This is a genomic window from Acidovorax sp. 56, assembly GCF_002749705.1.
In the GTDB taxonomy this organism is placed as follows: Bacteria; Pseudomonadota; Gammaproteobacteria; order Burkholderiales; family Burkholderiaceae_C; genus Acidovorax.
Genome location: NZ_PEEV01000001.1, coordinates 4,413,929 through 4,428,101, shown reverse-complemented (window position 1 = coordinate 4,428,101; position 14,173 = coordinate 4,413,929). Strand labels below are relative to the sequence as shown.

The 14,173-nt window shown below is 60.5% G+C and carries 19 protein-coding genes and 1 tRNA gene; 3 read left to right on the top strand and 17 right to left on the bottom strand.

The genetic code is table 11. The annotated features are described in order from the left end of the window. Positions 1-5: 5 nt before the first annotated feature. Positions 6-989 (bottom strand): M23 family metallopeptidase, encoded by a 984-nt coding sequence (locus CLU88_RS19660; protein WP_233205536.1) that lies wholly within the window; start codon positions 987-989, stop codon positions 6-8. Positions 990-1,020: 31 nt separating this feature from the next. On the opposite strand from CLU88_RS19660, the gene CLU88_RS19655 reads away from it, so the two are divergent. Continuing rightward, a complete protein-coding gene (locus CLU88_RS19655; protein WP_099658045.1) occupies positions 1,021-1,329 on the top strand; it encodes a hypothetical protein in 309 nt (102 codons plus the stop codon). Between the two features lie 40 nt (positions 1,330-1,369). On the opposite strand, the gene CLU88_RS19650 is transcribed toward CLU88_RS19655, so the two are convergent. From CLU88_RS19650 to petA, 6 genes are all read right to left on the bottom strand, one after another. Further along, positions 1,370-1,445, bottom strand: a tRNA-Thr gene (locus CLU88_RS19650). A 47-nt stretch (positions 1,446-1,492) separates the two neighbouring features. Further along, positions 1,493-2,020, bottom strand: coding sequence for a ClpXP protease specificity-enhancing factor (locus CLU88_RS19645; RefSeq protein WP_099658044.1), 528 nt, complete (start codon positions 2,018-2,020; stop codon positions 1,493-1,495). Between the two features lie 45 nt (positions 2,021-2,065). Then, positions 2,066-2,677, bottom strand: coding sequence for a glutathione S-transferase N-terminal domain-containing protein (locus CLU88_RS19640; protein ID WP_044400199.1), 612 nt, complete (start codon positions 2,675-2,677; stop codon positions 2,066-2,068). Between the two features lie 104 nt (positions 2,678-2,781). Continuing rightward, positions 2,782-3,540 (bottom strand): cytochrome c1, encoded by a 759-nt coding sequence (locus CLU88_RS19635; protein ID WP_099658043.1) that lies wholly within the window; start codon positions 3,538-3,540, stop codon positions 2,782-2,784. 18 nt (positions 3,541-3,558) lie between these two features. Next, complete coding sequence (locus tag CLU88_RS19630) at positions 3,559-4,971, bottom strand: cytochrome bc complex cytochrome b subunit (RefSeq protein WP_099658042.1); 1,413 nt, start codon at positions 4,969-4,971, stop codon at positions 3,559-3,561. Positions 4,972-4,982: 11 nt separating this feature from the next. Beyond that, positions 4,983-5,579 (bottom strand): ubiquinol-cytochrome c reductase iron-sulfur subunit, encoded by a 597-nt coding sequence (gene petA / locus CLU88_RS19625; protein WP_099658041.1) that lies wholly within the window; start codon positions 5,577-5,579, stop codon positions 4,983-4,985. Between the two features lie 203 nt (positions 5,580-5,782). On the opposite strand from petA, the gene mscL reads away from it, so the two are divergent. Then, positions 5,783-6,217 (top strand): large conductance mechanosensitive channel protein MscL, encoded by a 435-nt coding sequence (gene mscL, locus CLU88_RS19620; protein ID WP_099658040.1) that lies wholly within the window; start codon positions 5,783-5,785, stop codon positions 6,215-6,217. Positions 6,218-6,328: 111 nt separating this feature from the next. Here the strand turns inward: mscL and pdxA are convergent, their stop codons facing one another. Further along, positions 6,329-7,354 carry a 4-hydroxythreonine-4-phosphate dehydrogenase PdxA gene (pdxA, locus tag CLU88_RS19615; protein ID WP_099658039.1) on the bottom strand — a complete coding sequence of 342 codons (1,026 nt, stop codon included), beginning with the start codon at positions 7,352-7,354 and terminating at the stop codon, positions 6,329-6,331. A gap of 197 nt (positions 7,355-7,551) precedes the next feature. After that, a complete protein-coding gene (locus tag CLU88_RS19610; RefSeq protein ID WP_099658038.1) occupies positions 7,552-8,316 on the bottom strand; it encodes a Nif3-like dinuclear metal center hexameric protein in 765 nt (254 codons plus the stop codon). Positions 8,317-8,466: 150 nt separating this feature from the next. Here CLU88_RS19610 and CLU88_RS19605 point away from each other — a divergent pair, with 150 nt between their 5' ends. Beyond that, complete coding sequence (locus CLU88_RS19605) at positions 8,467-9,612, top strand: trypsin-like peptidase domain-containing protein (protein ID WP_099658037.1); 1,146 nt, start codon at positions 8,467-8,469, stop codon at positions 9,610-9,612. Between the two features lie 175 nt (positions 9,613-9,787). On the opposite strand, the gene tatC is transcribed toward CLU88_RS19605, so the two are convergent. From tatC to hisI, 8 genes are all read right to left on the bottom strand, one after another. Beyond that, on the bottom strand, positions 9,788-10,594 hold the full coding sequence (gene tatC / locus CLU88_RS19600) for a twin-arginine translocase subunit TatC (RefSeq protein WP_099658036.1): 807 nt from the start codon (positions 10,592-10,594) through the stop codon (positions 9,788-9,790). A 53-nt stretch (positions 10,595-10,647) separates the two neighbouring features. Continuing rightward, positions 10,648-11,109, bottom strand: a complete 462-nt coding sequence (tatB, locus tag CLU88_RS19595; RefSeq protein WP_099658035.1) for a Sec-independent protein translocase protein TatB — start codon at positions 11,107-11,109, stop codon at positions 10,648-10,650. Between the two features lie 23 nt (positions 11,110-11,132). Beyond that, positions 11,133-11,378 (bottom strand): Sec-independent protein translocase subunit TatA, encoded by a 246-nt coding sequence (tatA, locus tag CLU88_RS19590; RefSeq protein ID WP_099658034.1) that lies wholly within the window; start codon positions 11,376-11,378, stop codon positions 11,133-11,135. A gap of 77 nt (positions 11,379-11,455) precedes the next feature. After that, positions 11,456-11,812, bottom strand: coding sequence for a histidine triad nucleotide-binding protein (locus tag CLU88_RS19585; protein ID WP_099658033.1), 357 nt, complete (start codon positions 11,810-11,812; stop codon positions 11,456-11,458). Between the two features lie 69 nt (positions 11,813-11,881). After that, positions 11,882-12,925 (bottom strand): patatin-like phospholipase family protein, encoded by a 1,044-nt coding sequence (locus CLU88_RS19580; RefSeq protein ID WP_099658032.1) that lies wholly within the window; start codon positions 12,923-12,925, stop codon positions 11,882-11,884. Then, entirely contained in the window at positions 12,918-13,304 is a 387-nt protein-coding gene (locus CLU88_RS19575; RefSeq protein ID WP_099658031.1) for a hypothetical protein, read from the bottom strand. The genes CLU88_RS19580 and CLU88_RS19575 overlap by 8 nt, the downstream gene beginning before the upstream one ends. Positions 13,305-13,309: 5 nt before the next feature. Then, positions 13,310-13,705 carry a phosphoribosyl-ATP diphosphatase gene (locus CLU88_RS19570; RefSeq protein WP_099658030.1) on the bottom strand — a complete coding sequence of 132 codons (396 nt, stop codon included), beginning with the start codon at positions 13,703-13,705 and terminating at the stop codon, positions 13,310-13,312. Between the two features lie 4 nt (positions 13,706-13,709). Continuing rightward, a complete protein-coding gene (gene hisI, locus CLU88_RS19565; RefSeq protein ID WP_099658029.1) occupies positions 13,710-14,099 on the bottom strand; it encodes a phosphoribosyl-AMP cyclohydrolase in 390 nt (129 codons plus the stop codon). Positions 14,100-14,173 lie beyond the last annotated feature (74 nt).

The following is a 14,173-nucleotide window of genomic DNA, read 5'->3' as shown; positions in this document are numbered from 1 at the left end:
TGATTTTACCTGCCCGCAGGTGTAAGGTTTTGCTGCGCTACCACAGCCCCCTTGGATGCAGCCGCCAGCGCGAGATCCGCCTTGCCCGTTCCGGCATTCAGGAATTTTTGCGGGTCCTGAAAGACGCCTTGCACCAGCACTTCAAAATGCAGATGCGGCCCCGTTGATCGGCCGGTGGTTCCGACCTCCGCAATTTTCTGCCCCCGTTTGACCAGATCACCCTGCTTGACCAACGTGCGAGAGGCGTGCGCATAACGCGTCACCAACTGGTTCCCGTGGTCCACCTCGATCATGTTGCCGTAGGCAGGATGAAATTCTTGGGCAATGACCACCCCTCCCGCTGCAGCCAAAATGGGGGTGCCGGTATCGGCCTGAAAGTCCAGCCCCGTGTGCAACGCCGATTGACCCGTAAAGGGGTCCAGCCGCCAGCCGAACGCAGAGCCCGCCGCACGCCCACTGACCGGGGCGTGGGTGGGTACCATTTTTTTACGGATGTGCTGGTCAAAGAGCCTTGACTCCATCACAGTCATCCAATCGACCCGCTGGTTGGTCAGCTTTTCCAGATCATCCAGCGTGGCCTGCAACTCTTCCATCGACAGGTTGCGGGCACCCACCAGGGCACCGCCACGGCCATCATTTTTGGGGATGTCGGCGGGAGACATCCCGGACAGCCCCATGACACGGTCCCCAAGAGATTCCAGCTGCACCATGCGCGCCTGCATATCTCCCACGCGACGGGCCATCGCATCCAGATTGGCCCGCATGAACTTGTCACGCTCTTCAAACTCGTCTTTGACCACCAGCTTGACCAATGAGCCAAACACGGGCCACCCCTCGCGAGCGCCCTTCAGAAAAACCCAGTGGTACAACAGCGCAGCCACCAGCATCAGCCCCATCGAAAGCAGCAACCCAGCCAACACAAGGCGCACACCCGACAGATGAATAGACCGGGTACGGGCCGAACGAGCGTCCGTGATAATCAAATGCACAAAGTTATCTCCATGCCATAGAGGCCCACCCATGAACCGCCGCCATCACGCCGTTACGTTGCAGCAAGCCAGCGCCGAGTCCCCCACGCTGGCCATGCTGACCGCGCTCACCAGAGACTCCAGCGACCGGCTGAAGGCCATAGAACCATTGATTCCCCCAGGACTGCGAGGCACGCTACAGGCTGGCCCGATTGACGGAACAAGCTGGTGCCTTCTGGTCAGTAGCAACTCGGCTGCGGCCAAGCTGCGCCAGATCCTGCCTGCATTGCAGGCACATTTGCGGGTCCGGGGATGGGAGGTTAACTCCATTCGCCTGAAAGTTCAAACTGGCGTGCGTTGAACTGGCGAATGAAAGGATGCTGAGGCATCCATAAGAAAAATGGTGCCGGTTGTCGGAATCGAACTGACGACCTACCGCTTACAAGGCGGGTGCTCTACCAACTGAGCTAAACCGGCGAAGCCCGCATTCTATATCGAAAAACAGGCCCAAAACAAAAAAACCGCTATTTCACGCGTTTGAGCGAGGGGCGACCACCTGCAGGACCAGGCGTTGGGCGGGGCGCATCCCCCGCACCGGATTCAGCATCGGCTGCGGGCACCAGTTGAACAACACGCTCATCTGCCGCCACCGCGGGCGCCTCCTCCTCCAACACCACCGTGCTCGACGCTGGCGCAAGCGACACAGGCGAAGATGGCGCCACCAACCCATCTACCGGCGCTGGAAATGCCATGCCTTGCCCATTTTCACGGGCGTAAATGGCAATGACACGCCCGACCGGCACAAGGATGTCGCGCGGCTTGCCGCCGAAGCGGGCCTTGAACTCAATGAAATCATTGCCCAGCTGCAACGCGCTGGTCGCGTCGTAGCTGATGTTCAGCACGATCTCACCCTCGTGCACAAACTCCCGCGGCACCTGCACCGACTCGTCCACGCGCACCGCCACGTAAGGGGTCAACCCATTGTCGGTGCACCATTCGTACAAGGCACGAATCAGGTACGGGCGCGTAGAAGTCGATTCCTGAGCATTCATGGGCAATGAAACGGTTCGGTCGGTGAAAAGAAGGGACTGCCGCGCTTACTTGCGCATGACCTTTTCAGAAGGTGTCAGCGCTTCAATGTAGGCAGGGCGAGAGAAGATGCGCTCTGCATACTTGAGCAACGGGGCGGCATTTTTGCTCAGCTCAATGCCGTAGTAATCCAGGCGCCAGAGCAAAGGCGCAATAGCGACATCCAGCATCGAGAAGTTGTCGCCCAGCATGTACTTGTTCTTGAGGAACACCGGCGCCAGTTGGGTCAGTCGGTCACGGATATGGGCACGCGCCTTTTCCAACGCCTTTTCGTTGCCCTTGGTGGCACGCGATTCCAGCGTGTTCACATGCACGAACAACTCTTTTTCAAAGTTCAGCAAGAACAAGCGGACACGGGCGCGATCGACCGGGTCACCAGGCATCAATTGCGGATGCGGAAAACGCTCGTCAATGTACTCATTGATGATGTTCGACTCATACAGAATCAGGTCGCGCTCCACCAAAATAGGCACTTGCCCATAAGGGTTCATCACGCTGATGTCTTCTGGCTTGTTGTACAGGTCTACATCGCGGATTTCGAAATCCATGCCTTTTTCAAACAAGACAAAGCGGCAGCGGTGGGAAAAAGGGCAAGTGGTTCCCGAGTAAAGCACCATCATGGTGGGAGGCTCCTAAAAATCAAAAGAGTGGGAAGCACCAAAGCGCCCACTCTGTAAAAAATTCCGGCGAACCCGCATGCGGGTGTCGCCGGAAGATCAGCGAATTATTTGACGTCTTTCCAGAAAGACGCGTTCAGTCGCCATGCAATGATGGTGAAGAAGCCCAGGAAAATCAGAACCCAGACCCCAACACGGATGCGCGTGTTTTGCGCAGGCTCGGCCATCCACTGCATGTAGTTCACCAGATCACCCACCGCCTCGTCGTACTGAACCGGAGTCAGCTTGCCCGGAGTCACTTGCTCCCAACCCTTGAAAACATGGGTCTTTTTGCCGTGACTCTCTTGCTCTTCAAACACGGGACGACGCTCGCCCTGCAACTCCCACAAGGCATGGGGCATGCCTACATTGGGAAACACCAGGTTGTTCCAGCCGGTCAGCTTGGCGTCGTCTCGGTAATAGGTACGCAAGTAGGTGTAGAGGTAATCTGCACCAGACCCCGCCGAGCTGGCACGCGAACGCGCAATCACGGTGAGGTCAGGAGGATTGGCACCAAACCAAGCCTTGGCTTGTTTTGGATCAATCGCAGACTTCATTGTCTCACCCACCTTGTCGGTGGTGAACAACAGATTGTCCTTCACCTGCTGATCTGAAAGGCCAATGTCCTTCAGACGATTGAAGCGCATGTACGCCGCAGAGTGGCAATTCAGGCAGTAATTGACGAACAGCTTGGCACCATTTTGCAGAGATGCCAGGTCGTTGGTCTTGGCGGGCGCCCTGTCCAGCGCAACCCCGCCACCGGAAGCCATTGCAGAGCCTGCCACCAGACCCAGCGCTGCCACCATCGTGAGAATGAGTTTCTTCATTGTTATTTGCTCCTGCTCTCAGTGCGCAACGTAGGTAACGCGATCGGGCACGGGCTTGGTCTTGCCAATGCGACTCCACCAGGGCATCAACATGAAGAAGCCGAAGTAGAACAGCGTGCCCACTTGAGAAACCCGCTCACCCACAGGAGAAGGAGGCTGTACACCCAAGTAACCCAGGATCAGGAAGTTGATCACAAAGACACCGTAGAAATACTTGTGCCAATCGGGACGGTAGCGAATGGACTTCACTGGGCTGCAATCCAGCCATGGCAAGAAGAACAGAATGATCACGGCACCGCCCATGACCACCACACCCCAGAACTTGGCATCAATGGCCAGCATGAGAAGGATGACCACCGCTCCAGCACCTGCAATCGCGGCCTTGAAGATGCCAGGCAATTGAGCCTTCACCGCACCAAAAAGCGCACCCAGGGCCACGCAGGCGATCAGGGCGTACATCATCTCGCTGGTGATGGCACGCAGCATCGAGTAGAACGGCGTGAAGTACCAGACTGGCGCAATGTGCAACGGCGTCACCAACGGGTCGGCCGGGATGAAATTGTTGTACTCCAAGAAGTAGCCACCGAACTCAGGGGCGAAGAAGATCACCGCCGAGAACACCAGCAAGAAAACCGCAACACCAAAGATATCGTGAACGGTGTAGTAAGGGTGGAACGGCACGCCGTCCAGTGGCTTGCCCTTGGCATCGCGGGGCGCATTGGGGCCCTTGATTTCGACGCCGTCGGGGTTGTTGGAGCCCACATCGTGCAGCGCCAACAAGTGCGCCACCACCAAGCCCAGCAGCACCAAAGGCACCGCAATCACATGGAAGCTGAAGAAGCGGTTCAGGGTCGCATCGCCCACCACAAAATCACCACGGATGAGCAAAGCCAGATCAGGACCAATGAACGGAATGGCGGCAAACAGGTTCACGATCACCTGAGCACCCCAGTACGACATCTGACCCCAAGGCAGCAGGTAGCCCATGAAGGCTTCGGCCATCAGGCACAGGAAGATGGCGCAGCCAAAGATCCAGACCAATTCGCGTGGCTTGCGGTAAGAGCCATAGAGCAGCCCACGGAACATGTGCAGGTACACCACGACAAAGAAGGCCGAAGCGCCAGTGGAGTGCATGTAGCGGATCAACCAGCCCCAAGGCACGTCGCGCATGATGTATTCCACCGATGCGAAAGCCAGATTGGCATCAGGCTTGTAGTGCATCACGAGGAAGATGCCGGTGACGATCTGGATGACCAGCACCAGCAATGCCAGCGAACCAAAGATGTACCAGAAGTTGAAGTTCTTCGGAGCGTAGTACTCCGACATGTGCACGCGGTACGCATCAAACGCCGTGGGAAACCGGTTCTCAAACCAGTTCGTCACCTTGGCCGTTGCCGATGCGTTGGGGGAAATTTCCTTGAATTCAGCCATGTTGTGCTACCTCAAGCCTTCTTGTCTTCACCGATCAGCAGGCGCGAATCGGACAGGAACATGTGTGGCGGAATTTCCAGGTTGTCAGGCGCTGGCTTGTTCTTGAACACGCGGCCGGCCACGTCAAACGTCGAGCCGTGGCAAGCACACAGAAAGCCGCCATTCCAGTCGTCTGGCAGCGAAGGCTGTGGGCCCGTTTGAAACTTGTCACCTGGCGAGCAGCCCAGGTGGGTGCAAATGCCGACCCCGACGAAGATCTCGGGCTTGATAGAGCGGTGTTGGTTTTTGGCGTACTCGGGGGTGGGGTACGTCTTGCGATCTGACTTGGGATCGGCCACCTGGGGCTCGGTCTTGGCCAGCGAGGCGACTTGCTCAGGGGTGCGCTTGAGAATCCACACGGGCTTGCCGCGCCACTCTACGGTCAACTTTTCGCCCGGCTGCAGGGCTGAAATGTCCACCTCTACAGCTGCGCCGGCTGCTTTGGCTCTTTCCGAAGGCTGAAAACTGCTGACGAAGGGCACGGCTACAGCCACTCCTCCCGCAGCACCAGCGCATCCGGACGCAATCAGCCACGTCCGCTTACTGGTGTCGACTGGTGTGTCACTCATGGGGATCCTCGGTATACATCGCTATGTTGGGGTCAGCGGCGGATTGTAGCGGAGTGAAAACTCGTAACAACAGGCAAACCTCTTGAAATCAGCCTTGACAGCCCCATGCGCTGGGTAATACTGCGCCCCTGCCACCTAGATAATGCGGGGTTCAAACCGTCTCTGGGTACGTTTGTCAACCAATTTATGAAAATGGAAGAAACATGACCATCATCAAAGAGTTCAAAGAATTCGCAATCAAGGGTAATGTGGTCGATCTCGCCGTGGGCGTGATCATTGGGGGGGCCTTCGGGAAAATCGTGGATTCGGTGGTGGCCGACCTGATCATGCCGGTGGTGGGGCTGGTATTTGGCAAACTGGATTTTTCCAATTTGTTCCTGGTGCTGGGTAATGTGCCCGCAGGTACGGCCATGACGCTGGACGCGCTTCGCAAAGCGGGCGTTCCTGTGTTTGCTTATGGCAATTTTCTGACCGTGGCGGTGAATTTCATTATTCTGGCCTTCATCATTTTCATGATGATCAAACAAATCAACCGACTCAAGCGCGAAGCCCCCGCCGCCGCACCTGCGGCCCCAGCCCCCGAGCCAGAAGACATCGTGCTGCTGCGCGAAATTCGCGACAGCCTCAAGCAGCGCTGAGCCAGCCAAGGCTCGCGTTTTTGCGCCCCAGACTCTGCCGCCAACGCCCTGCCCAGCCCAGCAGGGCGTTTTACGTTGCGCCAACCGCCCGAGCGGGGGCTGCGCCTGCAGTCAAGCCAACTGCCGCGCCATGCGAACCGCCTCGATGAGGCTGGACGCATCGGCCACACCCTGGCCCGCAATGTCGAAGGCTGTGCCGTGGTCCGGGCTGGTGCGCACCAGCGGCAAGCCCAAGGTCACGTTCACGCCCTTGTCCACGCCCAGGTACTTGACGGGAATCAAACCCTGATCGTGGTACATCGCCACCACCACATCAAACGCACCCGGATGCCCTGGCGCGTTGCGGGCGCGCATGAACACCGTGTCTGGCGGCAAGGGGCCCTGCACATCCAAACCCTGGGCCTGCAGCCAGGCCACCGCCGGGGCAATGGTGTCGCACTCCTCGCGGCCAAACAAACCGCCCTCCCCTGCATGCGGATTAAGCCCCGCCACCGCGATCCGAGGGCTGCGCCCCAAGGTGCGCTGCAGCGCGTGGTGCGCAATCTGCACGGTCTGCACCACATTGTCATAAGTCACTGCAGCAATCGCGTCGCGCAGTGAGACATGGATGCTGACCAGCACCGTGCGCAGTTCGTCACTGGCCAACATCATGCGCACCGGCATGTCCGCCAGGGCCACGCCCCGGTGGGCGGCGGCTTCGGCCTGCAGCAGCTCGGTGTGGCCAGGGTACGCCACGCCCGCAGCCGACAGTGCTTCTTTGTGCAGGGGGGCGGTGACCAACGCGGCCACACCCCCACGCAGCGCCGCACGGGCCGCCCACTCCACACAATCAGCCGCAGCGCGCCCCGCCTCGGCACTGATGCGCCCCCAAGGCACCGTGCTGGCCAACCCTGGCAGTGGCAAGACGGGCACGCAACGCGTCGGGGCATCCCAGGCATCTTGAATGCCGTCCAACACCGCTACAGGCACGCTGGGGATGCCGGGGCGTGCAATGCACGCAGCAGCCCGGCGCAAGGTGGCGACGTCGCCCACCACAAAACAGCCCCGCAGCAGGTCAGGCGCGTCACGAAAGGCCTTGGCCACGATCTCAGGGCCGATGCCTGCCGGGTCTCCTTGGGTGATGGCGATGGGTTTCATGCAGATCCTTATCAAAATCTATCTCCAGCGCTTATTAAATAAGCGCTGGCAGCTATTATTTATATAGCAAACATTTGGAGCGGCTCACACAACCCAGCGAAGCGGCCCTGGCTAGGCGTTCCGTCGCAGGCACTACGGCAGGTACGACAAGACGGGACAACGACGCGACGCCAGGGGGGGTTGTGTTAGCCCCGCTCTTAGGCGGGGTTGTCAATCTCGATGAACTGGTGCGCGAGCCCCAGGCTTCGCGCCACTTCAGCGGCCAGGGCAGGGGCGCCATAGCGCTCGGTGGCATGGTGGCCTGCGGCCACAAACGCCACCCCGGTCTCGCGGGCCAAGTGCGCCTGCGGCTCTGAAATTTCACCCGTCACAAAAACGTCCGCCCCCGCGGCAATGGCTGCCTCGAAGTAGCTCTGCGCACCGCCCGTGCACCACGCCACCTTGGCGATGGGACGCTGCGCCCCCATGGCACCACCGGGCGCCACCAGCGTGACGGAGCGCCCCAACGCCTGCGCCACATGGTCGGCCACAGCCTGGGCACTGGGGTAACTGGCGCTGGCCAGACAGCCCAGCGCTTGCTCACCAAACTGCGATTCGCTCGTCCACCCCAGCACCCGCCCCAGCTGGGCGTTGTTGCCCCACAGAGGGTGCGCGTCCAGCGGCAGGTGGTAGGCAAACAGGTTGATGTCGTGCGCCAGCAGCCGCTGCAGGCGCTGCTTCATCCAGCCAGTCACTCGGCCATCTTGCCCCCGCCAGAACAGGCCGTGGTGCACAAAGATGGCGTCGGCACGGGCTTCAATGGCGGCGTCGATCAGCGCCAGGCTGGCCGTCACGCCGCTGACCACGCGCGAGATCTCGGCCCGCCCTTCGACCTGCAGGCCGTTGGGGCCGTAGTCCTTGAAGCGCTCGGGTTGCAGCAGGCCGTCAAACGCCTGCAAGAGTTGTTGCCTGGATATGCTCATGCCCGGTATTGTCGCGCGGCGCTGGCACCGGCTGCAGGGGCCCTCAGGCTTTGCGGACTGGGTTGACGGACAATGGCGACTGCGCAGGGACAGCATCGTCCACATGGCACTTTTTCTGCCCGCGCTTTTTTGCCACTCACACCCAAGACCATGAAACGCATCTGGCTGCTGTTTTCTCAGGCCGTGACAGTTTTTGCTGCGGCGTACTTTGTTGTTGCCACCCTCCAACCCGACTGGATCCGCCAAGGCGCCAAGCGATCTGGCGCGGGCATTGCGCTGCTGGAGGCCCCCTCAGCCCCCGCCGGCCAGCCCGCCCCGGGCAGCTTCAGCGGCGCGGCACGCAAGGCCTCACCGGCCGTGGTGAGCATCAACACCAGCAAGGCAGTGCGCCATCCACGCAGCAACGACCCCTGGTTCCAGTTCTTCTTTGGCGACCAGGGCCAGCAGGCGCAAACGGGCCTGGGCAGCGGCGTCATCATCAGCCCCGAGGGCTATATCCTGACCAACAACCATGTGGTCGAGGGCGCCGATGAAATTGAAGTGACCCTGACAGACAGCCGCCGCTCTCGCGCCAGCGTGATCGGGACCGATCCCGACACCGACCTCGCGATCCTGAAGATCGAGCTCGACAAGCTGCCCGTGATCACCCTGGGCAACTCCGATGGTCTGGCCGTGGGCGACCAGGTGCTGGCCATTGGCAACCCCTTTGGCGTGGGGCAAACCGTGACCAGCGGCATCGTCAGCGCCTTGGGCCGCAGCCAGTTGGGTATCAATACGTTTGAGAATTTCATCCAGACCGATGCCGCCATCAACCCCGGCAACTCGGGCGGCGCGCTGGTGGATGTGAACGGCAACCTACTGGGCATCAACACCGCCATTTATTCCCGCTCCGGCGGCAGCATGGGCATCGGGTTTGCCATTCCCGTGTCCACTGCGCGGCTGGTGCTGGACGGCATCGTGAAAGACGGGCAAGTGACCCGGGGCTGGATTGGCGTGGAGCCCAACGAACTCTCGCCCGAGCTGGCCGAGACCTTTGGCGTGAAAGCCACCGAGGGCGTGATCATCACGGGCGTGCTGCAAGACGGCCCCGCCGCGCAAGCTGGCATGCGCCCTGGCGATGTGATCGTGAAAGTGGACGACAAGGCCGTGGGCAATGTCTCTGAACTGCTGACGGCAGTGGCTGCACTCAAGCCAGGCACCGCCTCCACCTTCCAGGTGCAGCGCACCGACCGAAAGCTGGAGCTGAGCATCAACCCCGGGGTGCGCCCCCGTCCACAGCGCAACGTGCGGCGCTGACTACGCACAGTAGCGATCACCGCATCGCTATCAAATAAATAGCTGCTAGCGCTTACAGATAAAGCGCTAGCAGCTATTTTTATATCCAAATCACTTCAAGAAAAATGCCAAGGGGGCAAGTGCCGCCCCCTGGTCACCCCACGCTACAAGGCGGAGCGTGGGTTTCTTACGCTTCTCAAGAGGACGAAGAAGAGGATGCAGCCTGATCGTCCGCACTCTCGGGCGCCTTGGTGTGCTTGATGAACACCTGCGCAGCCCAGATGCCGATCTCGTAAAGAATGCACATAGGCACCGCCAGTGCCAGTTGCGACACCACATCGGGCGGGGTGACCACCGCAGCTACAACGAACGCCCCCACGACGAAATAGCCGCGAAAGCTCTTGAGCTTTTCCACGCTCACCACACCCATGCGGGCCAGCACCACCACGGCAATGGGCACCTCAAACGCGAGTCCGAAGGCCAGAAACATCGACAGCACAAAGCTCAGGTAGGCCTCAATGTCTGGTGCGGCCGTGATGCTCTTGGGCGCAAAGCTCTGGATGAATGCAAACACCTGCCCAAACACGAAGAAGTAGCAAAACGCGACGCCAATGAAAAACAGCAGCGTGCTGGAAACCACCAGCGGCAGCACCAGCTTCTTCTCGTGCGAATACAGGCCCGGCGCCACAAACGCCCACACCTGCCACAGCACAAAAGGCAAGGCGAGCAGGAAAGCCGCCATCAGCAAAATCTTGAGCGGCACCATGAAGGGGGAGATCACAGAGGTCGCAATCAGCGTCGCACCCTTGGGCAAATGCGCCACCAAAGGCGCTGCCAGGAAGTCATACAGCGGCCCGGGTCCCGGGAAGAAGAACAGGAAAGCCGCGGCCACGGCGATCGCAATAATGGCTTTGACCAGGCGATCGCGCAGCTCCATGAGGTGCTGCACAAAAGGCTGCTCGGTGCCAGCAAGCTCGTCTTCTTGGGATGGGGTGTCTGACATGTTGGGTTTTCTGGGGCGTCAAGGCAGCCCGAAACGCGCGCGAAAGCGCAGCGTCAATGGATCTTTTTGGGACGGTAGCGCGCCACGCGTGCGGCACCCGACAAGGCTTTGGTGCGCACACCACTGCGGGCTTTGTACCACTGCGGTGTGGCGCCTTTTTTGACGCGCCAGTTCTTGCCCGGGTGCTTGTAGGCCGGCACCACAGCAGAAGCGGTGTCATACCCCTCGCCCGCCAAGCTGGTGGCTTGCGCCCAGTCCTTCTCGAACTCGCTGGCACTGGTCTGGATGGACTGCTGCACGTCGCGCGCAGCGCCCTCCACCGTGTCCTTCATCTTGCGCAGCTCATCAAGCTCCATGGAGCGATTGACCTCCGACTTCACATCGGCCACATAGCGCTGCGCCTTGCCCAGCAAAGTGCCCACGGTGCGGGCGACACGGGGCAGCTTTTCGGGGCCGATGACGATCAACGCCACCGCGCCGATCAGCGCCATTTTGGACAGGCCAATATCGATCATGGAGTCAGCGTTCGCTCAGGCGATCAGCTCTTTTGCTTGGCTTCTACGTCGATGGTGGTCTTGTCGGCGGCCTGGCTGTTGGCCACCTGGCCCGGGGCAGGCGCTGCAGACGCTGCGGAGCTGTCGCCCGCGCCGTCCTTCATGCCGTCCTTGAAGCCCTTGACGGCACCGCCCAGATCGGAGCCCATGTTCTTGAGTTTCTTGGTGCCGAAGACCATGACGACGATCAGCAGCACGATCAGCCAGTGCCAGATGGAAAAGGAACCCATGGAATTTCTCCTAACGAATTGCAATCATTTTAGACGCGCGATGTGGCCCCAGCGTGAAGGGGTCGCGCCAAAACACTTCAGCCCTTGAGCCAAGGGCGCGGACCACCCATCACATGGATGTGCAGATGGTGGATTTCCTGCCCACCTTCAACCCCCGTGTTGGTCACGATGCGAAAGCCGCCCTCTGGATAAGGGTTGCAGCCCTGCTCCTGGGCCAATTGGGGTGCCAGAGCCATCATGCGCCCCAGCAGGCCTGCGTGCTCGGCGGTAACCTGCGCCATCGAAGGGATATGCGCCTTGGGCACCATCAAAAAGTGCACCGGAGCCCAGGGGTGGATGTCGTGAAAGGCGAAGATTTCTTCGTCTTCATAGACTTTGCGGGAAGGAATCTGGCCTGCAATGATTTTGCAAAAAAGGCAGTTGGAATCGTGCATGGTGGGCGGTGAAAAATGGGAGTCAGTGCCTGCGCGGGGCGCCGCTTTGCAGCGGGCTGTGCAGCGCCGTCAGGCATTGTCTGCGATCTGGATGGTCGGGCGCAGGCCCACGGACTGGCGATGGTCGGCCAGCCACTGCTGCCCCTGCTCGCGCCCCAGGGCAAACAGCTTGCGCACAAAGGGCAGGTCCGCACGGGTTTTGCTGTCAGCCCCGTAGGGCTCCAGCACGGCACCGCCATCAATGCGGTGCATGCGCACGCTCTTGTAGCGGCGAGCGTCCAGTTTGCCCTCGGCCAGCAGACGGCGCACAAACTCGATGGCCCGCAGCTCGGCCAGCAGGCTGGCATTGAAGGTGACTTCGTTCATGCGCTCCATGATCTCGGGCACCGTATCGGGCAGCGCACGGTGCTCAATGGGGTTGATCTGCACCAGCAGGATGTCGGAGGTCTCGGTCTGGTAGATCAAGGGGTGCAGCGCAGGGTTGCCTGAATAGCCCCCGTCCCAATAGCGCTCCCCGTCGATCTCCACGGCCTTGAAAAGCAAGGGCAGACAAGCCGACGCCATGACCGCATCGGCACTGAGCCGTGGGCCAGAGAAGATCTCGCCGCGCCCGGTGCGCACATTGGTGGCACACACAAACACCTTGGGTGTGGCGAGGGCCGCAGCGCCCCGCGCTTTGCACAACAAGTCAAAGTCCACCTCGCGCTCCAGCAGCAAGCGCAGCGGGTTGATGTCGAGCGGGTTGGTCTGGTAGGGCGAAAGCCATTGCGTCATCATGCCCAGCAAGGGGTTGGCGGCCGCCAGGGGCGCACCCCACATCAGGCTGCCCAGGGTGCCCACGCCTTCCCACAGGCGGGTCAACGTCTCGCGCGCCAGGGTGCAACCGGCGGCATGGGCCTCCACAGGGTCCTTGTGCTGGTGGGCCGCCTGCGCAAACCCATGGGCCACGGCTACGGCATTCATGGCCCCGGCGCTGGTGCCGCTGATGCCCTCCAACGCCCACCGACCATCCTCCAGCAGGGCGTCAAGCACGCCCCAGGTCAATGCGCCGTGCGAACCACCGCCTTGCAAGGCGAGGTTGAGCCGCACCAGGGGTTTGCCGCCCTCAGGCATCCAGGGCCTGGCTCTTGTTCATCGCCACCATGCCACGCACGATGCGGTACAGGAACCACAGGGAAATGAGCCCCCAGGCAATCCAGCCCGGAATCACCAAAATCCACAGCGGTGCCGTCAGCACATACAACACCCCAGCCCACACCACCGTGCGAATGCGCCAGGAGAAATGGCTGGCCTGCCAAGTGCCTTCGGCATCGCTCTTTTTGACCAGATCAATCACCAATGCCACCACCAGCAGCACAGCGCCGGGCTGAGCCCCCGGCATGACCGCACCCACCGCCACAATCAGGTGCAGCAGGTAACTGACCCAGCCAATGGCTTTGAGGTCTTCGGCTTGCTGGTCCTTGGGTTGCACGTCGGTGAAGTCATCGGCCATGGGATTCAACCTTTCTCGTCTGCCGCCCTGGCCGCCACTTTGCGCAGGGCTTTTTCTTCGATGCCGCTGGTGCCTTCACGGCGGACCAGCTCGGTGATCACGTCGGCCGGTGTCAGGCCATAGTGGGCCAGCGCAATCATGGAGTGAAACCAAAGGTCGGCCACTTCGTAAACGATCTTGGACTTGTCAGCGCCATGGTCCACATCCTTGGCGGCCATCACCACTTCGGTGGCCTCTTCGCCAATTTTCTTGAGGAACGCATCAGGCCCCTTGTGCAGCAGGCGCGAGACGTAGCTCTTTTCCGGGTCGCCACCGAGGGCAGGCTTGCGGCTTTCGATCACGGCGGCAAGGCGTGCCAGGGCGTCTTGCGAAGACAGGGCTGGGAAATCGTTGGAACTCATGGGCTTATTTGTAGATGGATTCGGGATCTTTCAAGACCGGATCGACCGGTTTCCAGGCCCCGTCCTTGAGCACGCTGAAGAAACAGCTGTGGCGGCCTGTGTGGCAGGCAATGCCAGGTTCGTGCCCCTGCTGGGTGACTTTGAGCAGCACCACGTCGTTGTCGCAGTCGAGGCGAATTTCGTGCACCGTTTGCACGTGGCCAGACTCTTCGCCCTTGAACCACAGCTTTTTGCGCGAGCGGCTGAAGTACACGGCCCGGCCCAGCTCGGCCGTTTTGGCCAGCGCTTCGCGGTTCATCCAGGCAAACATCAGCACGTCGCCCGTACCCTGCTCTTGCGCAATCACGGGCACCAGGCCCTGCGCATCCCATTTCACTTCATTGAGCCAGTTCATGGGCGGATTGTCGGTGATTTGGATTGCACGCCTGACTGCACACCCAAAATTTCAGTCATTTAGGCTGCCAGCGC

Excerpts from the sequence above, each read along its gene's own strand:
- tatC (WP_099658036.1), bottom strand. The coding sequence starts at position 10,594 with ATGTCAGACACCCCATCCCAAGAAGACGAGCTTGCTGGCACCGAGCAG.
- pdxA (WP_099658039.1), bottom strand. The coding sequence starts at position 7,354 with ATGAAACCCATCGCCATCACCCAAGGAGACCCGGCAGGCATCGGCCCT.
- hisI (WP_099658029.1), bottom strand. The coding sequence starts at position 14,099 with ATGAACTGGCTCAATGAAGTGAAATGGGATGCGCAGGGCCTGGTGCCC.
- tatB (WP_099658035.1), bottom strand. The coding sequence starts at position 11,109 with ATGATCGATATTGGCCTGTCCAAAATGGCGCTGATCGGCGCGGTGGCG.
- CLU88_RS19635 (WP_099658043.1), bottom strand. The coding sequence starts at position 3,540 with ATGAAGAAACTCATTCTCACGATGGTGGCAGCGCTGGGTCTGGTGGCA.
- CLU88_RS19585 (WP_099658033.1), bottom strand. The coding sequence starts at position 11,812 with ATGCACGATTCCAACTGCCTTTTTTGCAAAATCATTGCAGGCCAGATT.
- CLU88_RS19580 (WP_099658032.1), bottom strand. The coding sequence starts at position 12,925 with ATGCCTGAGGGCGGCAAACCCCTGGTGCGGCTCAACCTCGCCTTGCAA.
- CLU88_RS19645 (WP_099658044.1), bottom strand. The coding sequence starts at position 2,020 with ATGAATGCTCAGGAATCGACTTCTACGCGCCCGTACCTGATTCGTGCC.
- CLU88_RS19575 (WP_099658031.1), bottom strand. The coding sequence starts at position 13,304 with ATGGCCGATGACTTCACCGACGTGCAACCCAAGGACCAGCAAGCCGAA.
- mscL (WP_099658040.1), top strand. The coding sequence starts at position 5,783 with ATGACCATCATCAAAGAGTTCAAAGAATTCGCAATCAAGGGTAATGTG.
- petA (WP_099658041.1), bottom strand. The coding sequence starts at position 5,579 with ATGAGTGACACACCAGTCGACACCAGTAAGCGGACGTGGCTGATTGCG.
- tatA (WP_099658034.1), bottom strand. The coding sequence starts at position 11,378 with ATGGGTTCCTTTTCCATCTGGCACTGGCTGATCGTGCTGCTGATCGTC.
- CLU88_RS19605 (WP_099658037.1), top strand. The coding sequence starts at position 8,467 with ATGAAACGCATCTGGCTGCTGTTTTCTCAGGCCGTGACAGTTTTTGCT.
- CLU88_RS19630 (WP_099658042.1), bottom strand. The coding sequence starts at position 4,971 with ATGGCTGAATTCAAGGAAATTTCCCCCAACGCATCGGCAACGGCCAAG.
- CLU88_RS19570 (WP_099658030.1), bottom strand. The coding sequence starts at position 13,705 with ATGAGTTCCAACGATTTCCCAGCCCTGTCTTCGCAAGACGCCCTGGCA.
- CLU88_RS19640 (WP_044400199.1), bottom strand. The coding sequence starts at position 2,677 with ATGATGGTGCTTTACTCGGGAACCACTTGCCCTTTTTCCCACCGCTGC.
- CLU88_RS19610 (WP_099658038.1), bottom strand. The coding sequence starts at position 8,316 with ATGAGCATATCCAGGCAACAACTCTTGCAGGCGTTTGACGGCCTGCTG.
- CLU88_RS19655 (WP_099658045.1), top strand. The coding sequence starts at position 1,021 with ATGAACCGCCGCCATCACGCCGTTACGTTGCAGCAAGCCAGCGCCGAG.